This is a genomic window from Streptomyces sp. GQFP, from assembly GCF_021545335.1.
Taxonomy (GTDB): domain Bacteria; phylum Actinomycetota; class Actinomycetes; order Streptomycetales; family Streptomycetaceae; genus Streptomyces.
On sequence record NZ_CP089312.1, the window covers coordinates 8,031,973 to 8,047,733 of the forward strand.

A 15,761-nucleotide genomic window follows, 5' to 3' on the forward strand; every position below is an offset into this window, starting at 1 on the left:
CTGTCATGACCGTCCTCCGGTGACGATCCGCAGCGCCCCGCGCACGGCGGCGGCCTGCGCGGGGGCGAAGTCGGCGTAGAAGGCGCGCAGGAAACTGTCGGTGGGGGTCCCCCCGCTCGAGCGAAGCCGAGAGTGGGGGAGGTCGATGTCGGCCTCCGGGAGCAACTCGCGGGGAAGACAGTCCGCGAGGGCGCGGGCGGCCTCCGCCACGCGGGGATCGTCGGTCGAGGCGTCGACGAGGGCGTCGAGCAGCACGTACACCTCGTGCGCCCGAGCAGCACCCTCGGGCGTCGCGAAGGCACCGCCCAGCGCGGCCATCACGCGCTCCCGGTCCGCCGGGGCCGCCGTGGTCTCGATGAGCGCGAGCATCTCGCGGTCCTTGGCGGCCATGGGGGAGTCGGAGAGAGGCGCCAACTCGGCGAACATGGCGGCGAGTTCGGGCGAGACGGGCCCTTCGGCGGGCAGCGCCTCCGCATCCAGCAGCGCACGCAACCGCACCCGCCGCTCACGAATGGCGACCTCCTGCCGGGCAAGATCCTCGTCCAACTCGGCGAGCACCTCGACAAGATCCCGCCCGGCCTCGTCCGCGAGCACGTCCCGCACCTCGGCGAGCCCGAGCCCCAACTCGGTCAGCCGCCTGATCCGGGCGAGCACGACGGCATGCCGCAACGTGTAGTCCCGGTACCCGTTGGCAAGCCGCTCGGGCTCGGGCAACAGCCCCAGGTGGTGATAGTGCCGCACGGTCCGCGTCGTGACGCCGACGGCGGTGGCAAGCTCTCCGATCCGCATGGGACCAGTAGAAACGCTGACGTTGCGGCAGGGTCAAGCGAGCGGTTCATGGCGCCGGGCTTCCCTGACGTCAGGGGTGATCGTGTGCCACGATCGAGGGAACTGTTCCCGATCTCACGGACAGGTGATCAGCCGATGTCCCAGTCTGGCGAGCGACCGAAGGAGGGGCGTGACATGACTGCCGTGACTCATGAGCCCACCACCATGGCTGAGGGCCTGCTGGAGATCTTCCTGTCCCTCGACACCCCGGAGGGCTTCCGGGCAGAACTGATCGAGGGGGAGATCGTCGTGACGCCGCCGCCGGACGGGGACCACGAGGACTACATCGAGCTGGTGCTGGACCAGGTGTACGGGAAGTCCCGGACCAAGATGCAGTTTTCCGGCACCAAGGGCCTGAAGATGCCGAGCGGCGGCGACAGTCCGAAAAACCATGTCATTCCGGATGCCACCTTCGCTCCGAAGGCGCTTCGGCTCTACCGGGGAAAAGGGTCCTGGATGCCCTGCGACGGCGTTGCCATGGTGCTTGAAGTGACCTCGTCGAAGCCCAAGGCCGGCCGCGAGGCCAAGCGCCGCTGCTATGCCCGCGGCGGAATTCCCCTTTACCTGCTCGTCGACCGCGAGGCCTCCTCGATCACGCTGTTCAGCGACCCGGAGAAGGGCGACTACCGCCAGCACTGCACGTTCCCGTTCGGTAAGCCGCTCACCCTTCCCGAACCCTTCGCCTTCGACTTGGACACGACTGAATTCCTCTGACGCCCGCGCAGTAACGTGGAGCGGTGAAGGCAACCGGGGGCACACGCGAGCAGGCACTGTGGACCAGAGCGAGACTGGGCCGCTGTGGCCCCGCCCTTGATCTCCTCACCGCCCGCTTCGACCGCCACGTCTACGCCCCGCACGCCCACGACGAGTTCACCGTCGGCCTGTGCACAGGCGGCACCGAGGTCATCGACTACCGAGGCGGGCGGCTGCGCCCCGTGCCGGGCTCGATCGTCGTACTGGACCCCGGAGAGATGCACACCGGTGGCCCTGACACCGACGGCGGCTACGCCTACCAGGCCCTGTACGCCGCCCCCTCCCTCCTCACCGACGGCACCACCGGCGGTCTCCCGCACTTCCGTGAGCCGCTGCTCGACGATCCCGAACTGGCCGCCGCCTTCCGCGCCGCGCACACCGACCTGAGCGCCTGCCCGGACCCCCTGGAGGCCGAGTCCCGCCTCCCCTGGCTGCTCACGGCACTGGCCCGCCGCCACTCCACGGCCCGCCCGGTGGACGACCGGATCCCCGGCGCGGACCGGATAGCCCACGCCGTACGAACCCGCCTCGCCGACGAGCTGACCACCCCGCCCTCCCTCGCCGACCTCGCCACCGACCTGGGCCTCTCCCGCTACCAGCTCCTCCGGGCCTTCCGTACGACGGTCGGGATACCCCCGTACGCCTGGCTGGCCCAGTACCGCGTGACTCGGGCCAGGGGTTTGCTGGAGGCCGGACTGCGACCGGCAGAAGTCGCATCGCTGGTCGGCTTCGCGGACCAGGCGCACCTGACCCGCTGGTTCCGGCGGGTCATGGGTGTGACCCCGGCGGCGTACCGCAACAGCGTTCAAGACGGCGGCCGGGGAGGCAGCCGACACTTGCCCGCATGACTGCACGCGGCTGGTTGTTGTTCTCCCTGATGGGAGTGGTCTGGGGCATCCCGTATCTGCTGATCAAGGTGGCGGTGGAGGCGGACCTGTCGCCGTCCACGGTGGTGTTCGTACGCTGCACGCTGGGCGCGGCGCTTCTCCTCCCCTTCGCGATCCGCCAGGGCGGCCTGCCGCGCACGATCCGCACGCACTGGCGCCCGATGCTGGCCTTCGCGGTCATCGAGATCATCGGCCCGTGGTGGACCCTGACGGACGCGGAACGCCACCTGTCCAGCTCGACGGCGGGCCTGCTGATCGCCGGGGTGCCGATCGTGGGGGTCGCGCTGGCGCGCTTCTTCGGTAGTACGGAGAGGCTGGGGGCCAGGCGGCTCACGGGCCTGACCCTGGGCCTGGCGGGCGTGGCGGTCCTGACGGTCCCGCACCTGACGGGCGGCGACGCCCGCTCGCTGGCGGAGGTCCTGCTGACGGTGATCGGCTACGCCACGGCCCCGCTGATAGCGGCCCGCCACTTGAAGGACGTCCCGTCGCTCCACCTCACGGCGCCGTGCCTGGCGCTGGCGGCCCTGGTGTACGCCCCGGCGGCGGTGGTCACCCGCCCGGCGACACTTCCGTCCCCCGACGTCCTGGCCGCCCTGGCAGTCCTGGGCGTGATCTGCACGGCCCTCGCCTTCGTGGCGTTCCTGGAGCTGATCAAGGAGGTCGGCCCGACGCGGGCCACGGTGTTCACGTACGTCAACCCTGCGGTCGCGGTGGCGGCGGGCGCCCTGTTCCTGGACGAGCCCCTCACGGCCGGGATCCTGGCCGCCTTCGCCCTGATCCTGGCGGGATCGGTCCTGGCGACGGCCACTGGACCGCGTCAGGGCGGACGCCCGGTAGCATGGTCGACACGGCAGACGAGCCGGGCGGACGGCCGCGTGGACTCCCCTTCGGGGGCGCTCCCCGAGGAACGTCCGGGCTCCACAGGGCAGGGTGATGGCTAACGGCCACCCGGGGTGACCCGCGGGACAGTGCCACAGAAAACAGACCGCCGGAGATCTCGATCTCCGGTAAGGGTGAAACGGTGGTGTAAGAGACCACCAGTGCCCAGGGCGACCTGGGCAGCTAGGTAAACCCCACCCGGAGCAAGGTCAAAAGGAGCGCCGCTGTAACAGGCGCGCTCTGCGCGGACGTTCGAGGGCTGCCCGCCCGAGTCCGCGGGTAGACCGCACGAGGCCGGCGGCAACGCCGGCCCTAGATGGATGGCCGTCGCCGAGACGTCCGCGAGGACCCTCGGCACAGAACCCGGCGTACAGCCGGGCTCGTTCTGCCGTAAGGTCCCCTGGCCAGTGAATACGCTGGGCAGGGGACCTTTTTGCTGGCATTGCCCTCTGGCCTGGGCCGTCCGGGTGGTCTCGCCGCGATGCCTGAACGTGCGGTGCAGTCGCTGCTGGCTTGTACCTGTCCGATACCTCTGCTGAGTGGAGGAGCACTCCGCCGTGAGTGAGAGTGCGGGCGGCCTGGCGCGATGGCGAGGCCGAGAAATGCGGAAAGCGGGGCTGAGGCCGTTGTCTGCGTCAGCCCCGCTGAGTGTGCCCTTCGCCGTTTCGCTTGTGAGCTGCGAGGACCAGGGGCGGACCGTCACGCCGCGTTGCGCACGACGGACAACTTCGGCCGCGCCGTCAGGCCGGCGGCTACTGCCCCGTTGGTGTCGGCGTGATCTCTCAGAGGGTGGCTGTACGTGCGCGGCTACAGCCGGAACTCCCGGTGGCACCAGGTGAACAGTTCCCGTGCCTCTTGCAGCCATTGGTCGGCCATCGCGTGGAACACCGGCCGGGACACTGCACAGGCCAGCGGCAGTGTACGAATGCCGCTCAGGTACGCGGCGCTGGCGGCGCCGAGATTGCAGACCGAGAGCATGGGGGCGAGCCGCTCGACGTTCCAGGTGTTGGCTGCGGCGGCCGCCAGGGCGATCTGATTTTCCGTCAGGTAGCGGTCGTCCGTGATCAGCACCAGCAGCAGTTCCTTCCGGGCCGTCGTGAAGGCCAGCGTGATCTCCCGGCGGGCCTCCGGGTGGTCGAACCGGACAGTCACCGAGCCCGCGTCGGCTTCCGCGAGCAGGTCGTGGCGCGCCACCCAGGTGCTCACCAACCGCTGCCAATGGCCGAACAGCGCGAGCCCGTCGGGCGATGGAAGATCAGGTCCGGGCACGTCGTACCGCCTCCAGCACCATACGGTCGGTCAGTCCGGCGTCCAGCAAAGCCCTGACGCCGGCCGGGAACGTACGCACCCGGCGTGGCTCCGGCGGTGCGTCGGAGAGGGCCGGGGGCGCGGCCACATGGGCGGGGACCGCGCCGCGGGCGAGCCAGGCCGCCCCCGTGGCCACCGCCAGTTCAGGTTCGGACACGTCCATCACCGGCCGCCCCGACCGTGTGGCCAGCAACTCGCCAACCATGGGAAGCCGGGAGCTGCCACCCACCGGGACGATGAGATCGAGGTCCGCCCAGCCGAGACCATGGCCCTTCAGCACCCGCTCGCACTCCGCGACGGTGTCCGACAACAGGGGACGGACCGCCTCCCTCAACTCGTCCTGGGTGAGCGTGACCTCCACCGGCGGATCGAGCATGGTGAGCAGATCAGTGTGCTCCGGTGAGACGGAGAGCTGCTGCTTGAAGGCGGTGCACGTCTCGGCGAGCTGGGTCCGACGGCGCAGCACTTCAGCGGCACGGTCGTCCGCCCGGCGGCCGCTGCCGCTGTTGCCCTCGCTTTCGCCGGAGGACCGCAGGCAGTCCAGTGCGGTGGGGCAGCGGTCCCGGATCAGACCGAGCACCACCTGATCGATGGCCAGCCCGCCGGCGTGGGGCAGCCCGCCAGGGGAGCCGAGCACTGTGAGGCCGTCTCTGGTTCCCCGGGCGATCGCCAGGTCGAAGGTGCCGCCGCCGAGGTCGTACACCAGGATGGTCCGCTCCCGGTCCACCCCGTGGTCGTGCAGGGCGTACACGGCGGCGGCCACCGGCTCGGTGTGCACCTCGACTGTTTCCGGCCGTAGGCCCGCAGCCTCGGCGGCGTCCAGCATGAGCGCTCTGCGGGCCCGCTCCCAAGTGGCCGGGACGGTGATCGCCACCCGGTCGGGCTCAGCCCCGACGGCCCGGCGGGCCTGTTCCACGAGGAAGCCGAGGACCCGTGCGGTGAGTTCCTCGCTGCTGAACCGGCGCTCGCCCAGCCGGTGCGGGAACGGCTCGCCGAACTCCCGCTTGAACTCGGCCCGGAAACGCTCGCGGTACCGCAGGCGCGAGTTCTGGGCTGCCTGACCCACCAGCATCGATCCGTCGGGCAGGAGACACACGGCACTGCGCACGAAGGTCGCTCCATGAGCGCTGACGGGGTCGCGCACCGCCAGCGGGGGCTGCCCCCGACGCAGTACCACCAGGGCGGAGGCCCAGGTGCCGAAGTCGATGCCGTAGAACACGCCGCCGCTCGTGCCACCCGGGCCTGTGCTGTCACTCATGGTGTGTCGAACTGGTCGGGGTCGAAGGACGCGCCGATCACCGGGGGCTCGGAGATGTCGATGACGGGGGGCTCGGGCAGGGCGAGGGCCGACTCGGGCAGCGCGTCCACTCCGGAGACATCGGTCGCCCCCTGTACCGGGACAGCCAACGCGGCTGCGGCGGGGGCATCCGGGCCGAACGCGTGCAGCGCGGCGTTCAGGGCGAGGTCCGCCGCCACCTCACCGGCCACCGCGGCAACCGTGGCCGCGGCGGCTGCGGAGGACACGCCATGCCCCCGCCTCCCGTGCGTCGGTGTGGCGGACGGCGGTGCGGCGTGCGGCGATGCCGGCCGGGGTACCGGGGCCGCCGGACCAGGCCGCACTCCGGTCGATGTCTCCGGCGGCGCCGACCGGGTGGCCAGGCGGTCCACACGGGAGCGCAGCCGGTCGAGCTCCCCCTGCAGACGACGGTAGCGCTCCTGGCGGGCCAGCAGTTCGCCGCGCCTGCGCATCTGGGTCTCCTTGGTCTGCCGACTCGTCTCCTGCAGCCTGCGGCCCGACTCCGCCAGCGATTCCTGCTGGGCCGCGAGCTGTGCGTTCAGTTCCTTGACCATGGACTGGGCGGTGTCTCCGTACGCCTGCTGGAAGGATTCGGAGGCGTGCCGCCGGTTGGCGGCGATCTCCTGGCAGACGAGCTGGAGCAGGCGCGCATCGCGTTCGCGCTCGGCCCGTTCGCGCAGGTCCATCCGGTGGTTGCGGACACCTTGGATCAAGCCCATGACGCCCAGCCCGGTTGCCATGATCGTGCCGCTGAACGGTTCGAACAGGGCGACACCGGCTCCCGCGCCCACACCGGCAGCGGCGGTGGACCAGCCGGCCCGGAGCTGGTCGAAGGTACGGGCAGGACGGACGTTGAGCGGCACGGTGGGGGGCGTGATGCTGGGCGTGAAGGGCGGCGCGGGCGCCTCGGGTGAGGTGAGGCGGAGACTGGTGAGCCGCGCGAAGTCCTCCATGATCTGCAGGGCCACGCCGGCCAGCCGGTCGTGGGCCTCGGTGAGTGCCTGGTGCATGCCGGACGCCACCTCGCTGATCAGCTCGTCGGAGCCAGGGTCACCCCCGGCGGACACCTTTTCCTGGTAGCGGCGCAGGAGCGCGTCGAAGGCGTCCTGCAGCGCGGCGCGGGCCTGCCGGGTGTCCACCTCGAAGCGCCGGGTCAACTCGGTGCGCCAGCTCGCGCCGGCCGAACTCAGTTGCGCGAGACGGGCGGTGGTCTCCTCGACCTGGCCGCGGATGCGCCGATGCGACGCGTCGGAGTCCAGCGCGGCCAGCTCGTTGACCAGCGGCGATCCCGCCGTCGTCAGGGCGTCGCCCAGCCTGTCCAGCGCTCTGCGCAGCTGTACGGCGGAGCTGGTGCCGGCGAGCCCTTCCCACAACGCGCGGTCCAGTTCGGGGAAGCCCGAGTCGGCGAGCAACTGGTCGTCGCTGCGGTCCCGCAGCCACTTGAGCTTGCGAAAGGAGGACACGGGCACGATCACCAGGTTCTCGGGCTGTCTGCCGGTGCGACCGGCAAGTTTCTCGCGGGCGCCCTCGACGACTGGGCCGGCGTCGCGGACCTTGTCGGTCTTGGTGACGGCGGTGACGACCACCTCGCACTTTTCCAAGGCCTGGCTCAGGAAGTCCAGTTCGTACGTAGCGGGCGGCTCGATCGCGTCGCAGACGAAGACCAGCCCGTCGGCCCGCTCCAGAAAGGCACGGGTGGCCGCCGTGTGTTCCCCGTTGACGCTGCCGACACCGGGGGTGTCGACCACCACCAGACCGCCCTCCAGTTGGGGCACCGGCGCGTGGATCTCGACCAGCCGGACGTTCTTGTGATTGCCCGGGTTGCCCTGCTCGGTGGCGTACGCGGGAAGCTCCGCGAGGGTCACCTCCAGCTGCCGGACGGCGCCCCCGGAACCAGGTTCCGCGAGGTGCACCACGGCATGTTCCTCGGCGCCCCAGGCCAGTGTGGAGACCACGCAGGTGGCCACGTCGACATCCACCGGGAACAGGCCGGGCCGTTCCACCAACGCGTTGAGCAGCGACGACTTGCCGCGTTTGTACTCACCGACCACCACCACATGGCAGGTGCCGGCCTCCAGGCGCTGCCTCGACCGCGCGAGTAGTTCCCGTCGGTGGGGGCCGAGCTCGTCCACGAGCTCGTCGACGACTTTGGGGAAGGCGGCCAGTACGTCGGTGCGCAGACGGCTGATGACGTTGTCCCGCATGGTGGTTCACCCTTCGTGGGGCAGATGGTCGCCGGTCAGGTACTGCCGCGAGAAATGGGGCGCGAGCCGCCGGTAGGAGGGGACGAGGCAGGGCTCCAGCAGTCGGCCCAGCAGCTCCCGGAACCCCGAAGCCGTCGCCGCGTCGGGCTGCCGTCCGAGCGAGAACGCGGCGAAGAACTCGTCGTACAGACTGAACAACCGCGTGCGCAGCGCGCAGTATCCGGCGTTCGACAGGCCCTCGACGGCAGGGTGGGGAAAGCGGCCGATCGGGTGGGCCCACTCCTGCCGGGAGCGGTGCGGTTCCTTGAAGCGCAGATCGGTGTATTCGACGAGGCGCCCGCTGGACCAGTCGAGGGTGGCCGTCGCGAACGGCGTGAAGAGGTCAGCGCCGCCGGCCGGGTCCGGACGCAGTACGAACAGCGGCAGCCGGGCGAAAACCCGCGGCCCGCCGTCCTGGATCACCGCGATCGGAACGGGCCAGCCGATGCCGCACTCCATGGGCGCCAGGTCTCGGAGGGTCCGTGAGTGGCGCAGGGCTTTGACCAGGGCTTCGCAGCGCGGCAGACGGCGCTCGGGACCGGTCATGGCGCGACCGTCCCCGGCGCACCGGCCGCCACCAGCAGGTTCCCCGAGTCCTGCCAGGCGCCCATGAACTCGTCCAGAGGAACCGCCAGGCCCTGCCCGTCCGGATGCCCCGAGTCGTTGAGTATCACCATCGGGCCGGCCGGGTGGCTGTGGTCGATTCCGGTGACCCACACAGCATGATCGGCGTCCTGGCCCGGAATGCCCGGTGCGGTGCCCACAGCATCGTCCGCCGTGTCGTGGCCGGGCGTCCAGATCTCACTGGAGTCGACCCCCACGATGGCCGCCCCGCCGCTCGCGACCACCTGCTCCAGCTGCTCCAGGGACGCCCCCTCGACATGCTGGACCGGGATGCCGTGGTGCTCCAGCAGGTTTCCCACGTCTGCGGGCGCGGTCCCCGAACCGTCGAACCAGCCCATGCTCGCCGCCTCCTGGGTGAGCTGCTCCTCGCTGTACTCCTGGCCGGTGAGGTAGTTGAGCACCATGCCCTGCGCACCGATGGCACAGGCGTTCTCACCGGTGTGCTGCCGCCACATGTCCATCACCTCGCCGGGATTCCCGGAGACGGCCGCGGGATCGCTCTGTGCCGGATCGAAGTTGGGCAGGTCCGGCACGCCGCCGACGGCCGGATCCGGATACGGTGCCGCCGCGTCCGTACCGTCGTACGGCGTCGCGGTCGCCGACGGGTCCACCGGGTCGCTCAGGAGCATCTGGTCGGTCAGGTTGATCGAGGACGACGGATCCATGTAGTCGGTGAGGTCCACGTCGGCCGCGGGCTCGAATCCGGGATCGGCGCCCGGGTCGTACGGCTCCCAGCTCACTGCCCGGTCCCTTCCCCGTCGTCCCCGTACAACAACTCCCGGGCCCGGCCGATCTCGTCCGCCACCCGCTCGTACGAGCGCAGAACCGCCCGCGCCACGGTGAGTGTGGGCCGGTCGCCCAGCGGGTCGGAGCACAGCCCCGCCCACTGGGCCGCGTGGCGGTGGGCCGCCGCCAGCAGCGTGTCGACCGGCGTGCCGGTGGGCAGGCCCAGCCGGGCCGCACAGCTCGTGCCATGCTCGCCGGTGACCGCCAGCAGCTGGGTCTCCTGCTCTGCCGTGAGGGCGAGCCCGCCGCTGTAGTACGCGCCGAGCGCGGCCAGTTCCGCCGGCCCCGGGTCGGTCACGTGGAGCCGCTCCAGCAGAGCCGCGACCCGGTCCGCCGCGGCGGGCACGGGACGCCCGGTGAGCTGCGCCGTGGCCCGCAGCCTGGACACCTCGTCCGCGATCTCGCGTCGGCCGTGGTCCAGCTTGATCAGCCCGGCCCGGTTGCCGAAGTGCCGCAGGACGAGCTCCCGCAGCTCGAGCACGCCGCTGCGCTCCAGCAGGGTCCGGCGTACCGCTTCCTCACCCAGACCATCCCGAAGACAGCCGCAGGCCAGGAAGACCCCCCACGCTCCCATCCGATCGACCAGGTCGGCGCGGACCCCCGCCGGTACGGGCAGCTGCGGATACTCGCGGACGCAGAAGAGACTGACGTCCTCCATGAGGTCGGCCAGCTGCCGTGGCGGTACCTTCGCCAACTCCGACAGCGGTCCGAACGCCTCCGATGGCATGCGCTGCGCAGCGATGCCGAGCAGTCCCGCGACGGGCACAACCGTGCGGAAGACCCGCCGCACGGCGGGCCGTCGCAGGTACGAGTCGGCGATGCGGCGTGCCGTCGCCATCGGGTCGTGGTCCAAGGGGTCGGCGGGCATCCCATCGGGACCGGTCTCACCCATGGGGGGCCAGTACTGGTCACTGCGCGAGAGCACCCCGAACGCCTTCAGCGGGCTCACGACCGCCCCGTACGCCCCGGCGAAACTGTCCACCGCCTGCTGGTCGGCCCGGCCCAGACCACGGCTGAAGACGAAGACGACGGCGTCGGCCCGGTCCATCTCGGCCGCGCTCAGGGCGTGCACCGACCGGGCGTCCCCGCCCAGTTCATCGAGCACCCGGGCGGCTTCCTCCCGCTCCACCGGATCGTCGATACCCAGGAACGACAGCGTGTTGTCCGCATCCGTCCCGTGCACACTTCCCAGCCCCGGTGTGTCCACGATCCGGAAGCGGCGCAGCAGCGCGCTGGGTCGGCCCACCTCGACCTTCCGAACAGCACGCAACTGCCGCAGCGACTCGGCGTCACGCACGGTCAGCCGGGACAGCGCGTCCGGCGGCCACTCCTCGGCCGGGCGGCCGTCCTTGAAATGGACCAGTAGCCGTGGCCGCTCCGCGTGGTGGAACTCCGAGACGTTGAAGGTGAGCTCCAGCTGACCGGTCTCACAGACCTCCTCCCCGAGCAGGGCGTTGACCAGCGTCGACTTGCCCCGCTTGATCTGACCGGCCACCGCCACCCGCATGGGCTGTGCCATGCGGGCCCGTGCGGTGCGCAGAATGCCGGGAAGATCGCCGACCTCCGAGCCCGCGGGACCGAGCTCCTCGACGATCCGGGCGAACACCTGGCCGTGGGGACCTGCGACGCTCGCCGGAACAAAGGTGTTCGTCATGCCGTCACCACTCCTAGAACAGGTCGTGCACGATCAGGTACACGACTGCTATCGCCGCCCAGACCAGACAGGTCTGCAGCCAGTCCGGAAGGGTGAAGCCGGTCGGTTCCGCCGGCGTCGGCGGGTGCGGCGGCGAATGGGGCGGTGCCGGATACGCCGGGGCGGGTGGCGGGACGGAGGGCGGGGCGTGGGCGCCGGCCGCTTCGGGGCGAGGAGGCTGTGGCGCCGGCCGGTGCGTCGGCTCCGGCCGGTTGAAGGCGTCGTGCCCCGTCGCCTCGGCCCGGTCGCACCACGGACAGCTCGTCAGATGGGCGCCGTGGGCGTGCCTCGGCCGGCGCGGGCAGACGGTGGTCGCGCCCTCCTCGCGCGCCTCCTCCAGCGCCGTCAGCCACTGTCGTGACGTCGGACGCCGGGCCGTGTCCTCCAGTCCGGGGCCGAACGCCTGCCGGGCCAGCGTCAGAAGGGCCGGCGGCAGCACTGTCGGATCGAGCACTCCGCGCGGTTTGATCACCGATTCCGGTCGTACGACGAACGAGCGGCTGGCCTTGATGTTGTCGGAGATCTGTATGTCGTCCTCGCTGTCCCGGGGCACACCGCCGAACGGGTGGTATCCGGCGGTCAGCACCTGGTAGACGATTACGGCCAGCGCGAAGTCGTCGCTCGACGTGCTTCCGGGCGCGCCCAGCAGCCGTTCCGGGGCGGCGTAGTCCGGTGTGTGCAGGGTGGCCGGGAACGGCTTGCCACCGTCGGTGAAGCCGATCGAGTCGCAGTCGAGGAACGTCGCGAACCCGCGCTGGTCGACGACGATGTTCTTCGCCGAGAAGTCGCCGATGACCAGGCCCTCGTGGTGCAGCCTGGCGGTCATGAACGCCAGGTTCCAGCAGATCCCGAGCAGGAACCGCCAGTCGGCCTCGGCCGGGAATCTGCGGAGGCGCTGTTCCCGGCTGAACAGCGCGATGAGCTGGATGTGCTCGGGTCCGGCGAAGCGCCCCATGCCGTAGCCGAGGAATGTGCCGTCCGTGCCCTGCACGATCCCTACCGGCCACGCCAGCTCGGGGGGTTGCCCCCCGTCCACCGGGCGGCCGGCCAGCGGGTTCAGCGCCAGCATCCGCCGCACGCGGTGCTCTCGGGCGATGTCGGGCTGGTGGTAGAGCTTCGCCACCAGGTCGCCGTCACCCTGCACCGGATGGACCACCGCCTCAAGGCCCGAGCCCAGCGGCGGGTCCAGGAGTACCACCGGCCGTCCGTCCAGAAGCACGTTCCGTCCCGTCACGGCAGTTCCCCTCCCGCCGAGCCGCCCGTCGTACGGACTGCCCTCACCAGTGTCTTGTCGTCGGCGTTGAGCGCCGTGAGTCGGTCCGACAGCAGTAGCGCCTCCAACTCCCGCGCGTCGGCACGGGGATCAGGGCCCGGACGGTCCAGCGAGCGCAGCACCGAAGCGGCGAACGAGGGGTTGGCCCGTTGCACCGGGCCTCGTCCACGGGACAGCGCGGCCTGCGCCAGACCATCGGTGGAGAGCATGACTCCGTCGACGCCGTCGTCCCGTACACAGTCGATCCGCACGCGCAGCGCGGCGTCCGCCGAGCTGAGGAAGGTGGCCTCGTTGCTGTACTCGCCCGCCGCTTCGGGCTGCGGCAGGAGATGGAACTGTGGTTCGCCTTTCTCCTCACCGGCCCGTAGCACCACGAAGCCGTCGCCCAGCGAGGTGCAGCCCAGCCAGCCGGGACCCAGCACCACCACGGTGAGGGTGGTGGCGAAATCCGCCGGGCCGTTCCTGCGACCCCGGGCGGCCGTGCCGCCCTCGCCGGACAGTGCCCAGGTGGCGTCGACGAATGCGTCCAGCACCTCCAGGAAGGCGTCCCGCAGCCGGGTGCGGAGGTCCTCGACGTCCCCCGGCGCGCCCGCCCGCTCGCCCAGCCGTGCCCCGAACACCGACGTGGCCAGCTGGATCGCCAGCTGTGCACCCTCCTGCGAACGCGGTCTGCTGCCCGCTCCGTCCGCCACCGCCAGGACCGGGATCCGGCTACCGGGAGGGCCGGCGTGCGACTGCCCCCAGGCGTCCTGGCATGGCATCCCCTGCTGGGCGTGCCGATATCCCTGGACACTGACGCCGTGCACGCGCCACGCCCGGCTTTTGACCTGCCCGGTCTCCGTTGCCCCCGGCACCTCGATCGTCCTCACCCCTCACCCCTCGCCGCTCGTCGCCCGCCGCTCAGGCGTCCCAGGCGGAACGCTGCGTCTTGAACCGGTTGAACAACTGCTCGAAGGTCTCCTCCTCCGCACCCTGCTGTTCGGCGCTCGCGCTCGCCGACATGGTCTGCAGCAGGTCGCGGAACGGGAAACCCTTGAGCGTGGCGTGGTATTTGGGCGCCAGTTCACGCAGCACCTGCTGGCCCCGGTCGCTGATTCCGCCGATGCCGAAGGCGTAGAAGCGGAAGCGCTTCGCGGCCTGTTCGGCGGCGAGCGTCGGGACGAGCCGGCGCCACGCGTCCGTGGCCATCCCGTGGCTGTCGGTCGGCAGACCGTCGGTCACCAGACAGATCTGCGGGCGGTAGTACTGGAGCCCGGAGCGGCGCAGTTCCGTCTTCCGCTCCGCCACCAGGCGCATCCCCGTCTCCACGGCCTCCGTCAACAGCGTGACCCCGGAGGCCGACAGCTGCGGCGACCGGAACTGGTGGGCGGACACGAAGGGGCTGATGGTGGCCCGTGGGTCGAGGAGATGCGGGCCCTGCCAGACCCCGATCCCCATGCCGCCGAAGGTCACCAGGGCGATCTCGACGCTGGAACTGAGCCCCACATCCTCCTGGATCTCGCGCCCCCAGAGGGCCAGCGCCTCGTTGAGCAGCCGGATCGGCTCGCCCGACATGGAGCTGGAGATGTCCAGGCACAGCAGCAGCGGCAGCCGCTGCGCGTTGTTGTCGAGCTCGATGTCCGCGTACGCGGCGGGCAGATCCTGCGGCGGTGTGGCCGGCGGGCCCGGGATGGTCGGGTTCATGGGAAGGGATCCCCTTGCTGTCGTGTCCGTGATGTGGTGCGTGTGTGTCCCTGCGCGTGGCGACTCCGCGCGGCTCGGCCCGCAGCCGTCGGCCGGGTCAGGCGTGGGAATCGCGCGAGTCCGCGGGCGCGTACGCCAGGAGGGGTCCGGGCCGGTGGCCGGTGACGTCGACGGTCGCGTCGGGGGCCGGCGCGTCCAGGTGCGGCTCGGCCCAGCTCGCGCGGTACAGCCAGCCGTCCAGTTCGACGTACCCCTGGGGGTGCAGGCTCGTGCGTACGGTCGCCGGGCGGACGGGGCCGTCCGGCACGGCGCGTGGGCCGGCCGTGGGTGTCTGCGGGTGGTCGTCGGGCCACGTCCGGTGTGGCGGACGCTGCGGCAGCACGGGCGGCGGTCCGGAGGTACGGGCGGTCCATGAGGCGGATTCGGGTTCGGCGGCGGGCCGGCGCCGGGTGCCACGGCCGGGTACGGCGACGAACGCGGGCCGGTACCTGGTCCGCAGGACCGCCCAGCCGAACACGGCCGTACCGGCGGCGAGCACTGTCAACAACGTCCCGGCCACGCCGAAGCCTGGGCCGTCCGCGCTTTCGCCTGAGGGGAAGGTGACCTGCTTGACGCCCGAGGTGTTCCCGAGCGCCGCCTGCTTGTCCCGATCCATGCGTGGATCGGCCCCGGGGAGACCGGCCTCTTTCATCCCAACCCGCTGGTTCTTGAGCCGGTCGAGCAGCTGGCACAGATCTGCCCTGTCGCCGTCACAGAGCTTCAGCTCAGCAGCCTTCTGCATGGCCTCGTGGGGAGGCCGGCTGATAGCCGCTTCCTGATCGACGACCACGCGCCGGTCGGCGAGCAACAGAAGCACGGCGCCGCCCGGACCGCTGTCGGGGCCGGTCTGAACGACCACCAAATGGACGTCATGATCTTTTTTGGCATCGACGACGAGCTTCATGCCCTCCGGCACATTGCCCCCGTCCACGGCGAGCGGCTGCTCGATCGTCACGACAAGGGTGCCGCCGCTCTTGGCCGATGCGATCTCGCTCGCTGTCCGCTCAAGCCAGTCCGGAACGCCGTCACCCGCCGAAGCCCCCATCAACGGGACCGTCAGGAAAAGCAGCGCCACGAGCGTCGCCAGGGCACGCTTGACCGCCCACACCATGTGTCCCCCCACATGTTCCCCCGATGTCACCCACGGCCCGCTGCCGCCCTTGCGCGCCGACCGGAACAGAGTGGCAGGACAGAGTCGGCCACCGCTGCGGTTGTCGGACAATTCGAAGCCCCGCGCAGGAGTGTGAAGCGTTGCGGGGGCGCACGGGAACGCCGTTGCGCGCTGGGGCGCGACCTCATGCCGCACGAGCCGAAAACCTCTGCTGACTTGCATCGACAGTCGTCCGATGGCGCTCGTCCCCCTCTATGCACACGACTCCGGACCAGGTCTGCAACATGCCATCGACCAGCGACCGACAACCGGTCGTATTGCGGAATCGGCCAACGGAGTGGTGCGGTATCAAAGTCC

The 15,761-nt window shown here is 70.9% G+C and carries 13 protein-coding genes, 1 other RNA gene and 1 pseudogene; 4 read left to right on the top strand and 11 right to left on the bottom strand.

All coding sequences use genetic code 11. The annotated features are described in order from the left end of the window. Positions 1–3: 3 nt before the first annotated feature. Positions 4–789, bottom strand: coding sequence for a MerR family transcriptional regulator (locus tag LUX31_RS36265; RefSeq protein ID WP_235479537.1), 786 nt, complete (start codon positions 787–789; stop codon positions 4–6). A gap of 174 nt (positions 790–963) precedes the next feature. Between LUX31_RS36265 and LUX31_RS36270 the strand changes: the two genes are divergently transcribed. From LUX31_RS36270 to rnpB, 4 genes and pseudogenes are all read left to right on the top strand, one after another. Then, the gene (locus LUX31_RS36270; protein ID WP_235479538.1) at positions 964–1,542 is read left to right on the top strand and encodes a Uma2 family endonuclease; all 579 of its coding nucleotides are present in this window, start codon (positions 964–966) and stop codon (positions 1,540–1,542) included. Between the two features lie 23 nt (positions 1,543–1,565). Beyond that, positions 1,566–2,429, top strand: coding sequence for an AraC family transcriptional regulator (locus LUX31_RS36275; protein WP_235479539.1), 864 nt, complete (start codon positions 1,566–1,568; stop codon positions 2,427–2,429). Continuing rightward, positions 2,426–3,208: pseudogene (locus LUX31_RS38050) on the top strand (DMT family transporter); the annotation flags it as partial. The gene LUX31_RS36275 and the pseudogene LUX31_RS38050, both read left to right, overlap by 4 nt. Before the next feature lie 115 nt (positions 3,209–3,323). Beyond that, an RNA gene (rnpB, locus tag LUX31_RS36285) (RNase P RNA component class A) lies at positions 3,324–3,734 on the top strand. 420 nt (positions 3,735–4,154) lie between these two features. On the opposite strand, the gene LUX31_RS36290 is transcribed toward rnpB, so the two are convergent. The 10 genes from LUX31_RS36290 to LUX31_RS36335 form a co-directional block, all read right to left on the bottom strand. Further along, positions 4,155–4,616: a hypothetical protein gene (locus tag LUX31_RS36290; protein WP_235479541.1), complete on the bottom strand. Its 462-nt coding sequence runs from the start codon at positions 4,614–4,616 to the stop codon at positions 4,155–4,157. Further along, positions 4,603–5,913: an Hsp70 family protein gene (locus tag LUX31_RS36295; RefSeq protein ID WP_235479542.1), complete on the bottom strand. Its 1,311-nt coding sequence runs from the start codon at positions 5,911–5,913 to the stop codon at positions 4,603–4,605. Before LUX31_RS36295 ends, LUX31_RS36290 begins: the two co-directional genes overlap by 14 nt. Then, positions 5,910–8,156 (bottom strand): dynamin family protein, encoded by a 2,247-nt coding sequence (locus LUX31_RS36300; protein WP_235479543.1) that lies wholly within the window; start codon positions 8,154–8,156, stop codon positions 5,910–5,912. The genes LUX31_RS36295 and LUX31_RS36300 overlap by 4 nt, the downstream gene beginning before the upstream one ends. Positions 8,157–8,162: 6 nt before the next feature. Next, positions 8,163–8,741 (bottom strand): hypothetical protein, encoded by a 579-nt coding sequence (locus LUX31_RS36305; protein WP_235479544.1) that lies wholly within the window; start codon positions 8,739–8,741, stop codon positions 8,163–8,165. Then, positions 8,738–9,559, bottom strand: coding sequence for a C39 family peptidase (locus LUX31_RS36310; protein WP_235479545.1), 822 nt, complete (start codon positions 9,557–9,559; stop codon positions 8,738–8,740). Before LUX31_RS36310 ends, LUX31_RS36305 begins: the two co-directional genes overlap by 4 nt. Further along, on the bottom strand, positions 9,556–11,259 hold the full coding sequence (locus LUX31_RS36315; RefSeq protein WP_235479546.1) for a dynamin family protein: 1,704 nt from the start codon (positions 11,257–11,259) through the stop codon (positions 9,556–9,558). The genes LUX31_RS36310 and LUX31_RS36315 overlap by 4 nt, the downstream gene beginning before the upstream one ends. Positions 11,260–11,272: 13 nt before the next feature. Next, entirely contained in the window at positions 11,273–12,532 is a 1,260-nt protein-coding gene (locus LUX31_RS36320; protein ID WP_235479547.1) for a protein kinase domain-containing protein, read from the bottom strand. After that, positions 12,529–13,440: a PP2C family serine/threonine-protein phosphatase gene (locus tag LUX31_RS36325; protein WP_235479548.1), complete on the bottom strand. Its 912-nt coding sequence runs from the start codon at positions 13,438–13,440 to the stop codon at positions 12,529–12,531. Before LUX31_RS36325 ends, LUX31_RS36320 begins: the two co-directional genes overlap by 4 nt. Positions 13,441–13,471: 31 nt before the next feature. Next, complete coding sequence (locus LUX31_RS36330; protein WP_073494360.1) at positions 13,472–14,254, bottom strand: vWA domain-containing protein; 783 nt, start codon at positions 14,252–14,254, stop codon at positions 13,472–13,474. Between the two features lie 97 nt (positions 14,255–14,351). Further along, a complete protein-coding gene (locus tag LUX31_RS36335; protein ID WP_235479549.1) occupies positions 14,352–15,404 on the bottom strand; it encodes a hypothetical protein in 1,053 nt (350 codons plus the stop codon). Positions 15,405–15,761: the final 357 nt, after the last annotated feature.

What these genes read in the sequence shown, in the direction of transcription:
- LUX31_RS36300 (WP_235479543.1), bottom strand. Translation starts at nt 8,156, where the DNA reads ATGCGGGACAACGTCATCAGCCGTCTGCGCACCGACGTACTGGCCGCC.
- LUX31_RS36330 (WP_073494360.1), bottom strand. Translation starts at nt 14,254, where the DNA reads ATGAACCCGACCATCCCGGGCCCGCCGGCCACACCGCCGCAGGATCTG.
- LUX31_RS36295 (WP_235479542.1), bottom strand. Translation starts at nt 5,913, where the DNA reads ATGAGTGACAGCACAGGCCCGGGTGGCACGAGCGGCGGCGTGTTCTAC.
- LUX31_RS36305 (WP_235479544.1), bottom strand. Translation starts at nt 8,741, where the DNA reads ATGACCGGTCCCGAGCGCCGTCTGCCGCGCTGCGAAGCCCTGGTCAAA.
- LUX31_RS36315 (WP_235479546.1), bottom strand. Translation starts at nt 11,259, where the DNA reads ATGACGAACACCTTTGTTCCGGCGAGCGTCGCAGGTCCCCACGGCCAG.
- LUX31_RS36270 (WP_235479538.1), top strand. Translation starts at nt 964, where the DNA reads ATGACTGCCGTGACTCATGAGCCCACCACCATGGCTGAGGGCCTGCTG.
- LUX31_RS36335 (WP_235479549.1), bottom strand. Translation starts at nt 15,404, where the DNA reads ATGGTGTGGGCGGTCAAGCGTGCCCTGGCGACGCTCGTGGCGCTGCTT.
- LUX31_RS36265 (WP_235479537.1), bottom strand. Translation starts at nt 789, where the DNA reads ATGCGGATCGGAGAGCTTGCCACCGCCGTCGGCGTCACGACGCGGACC.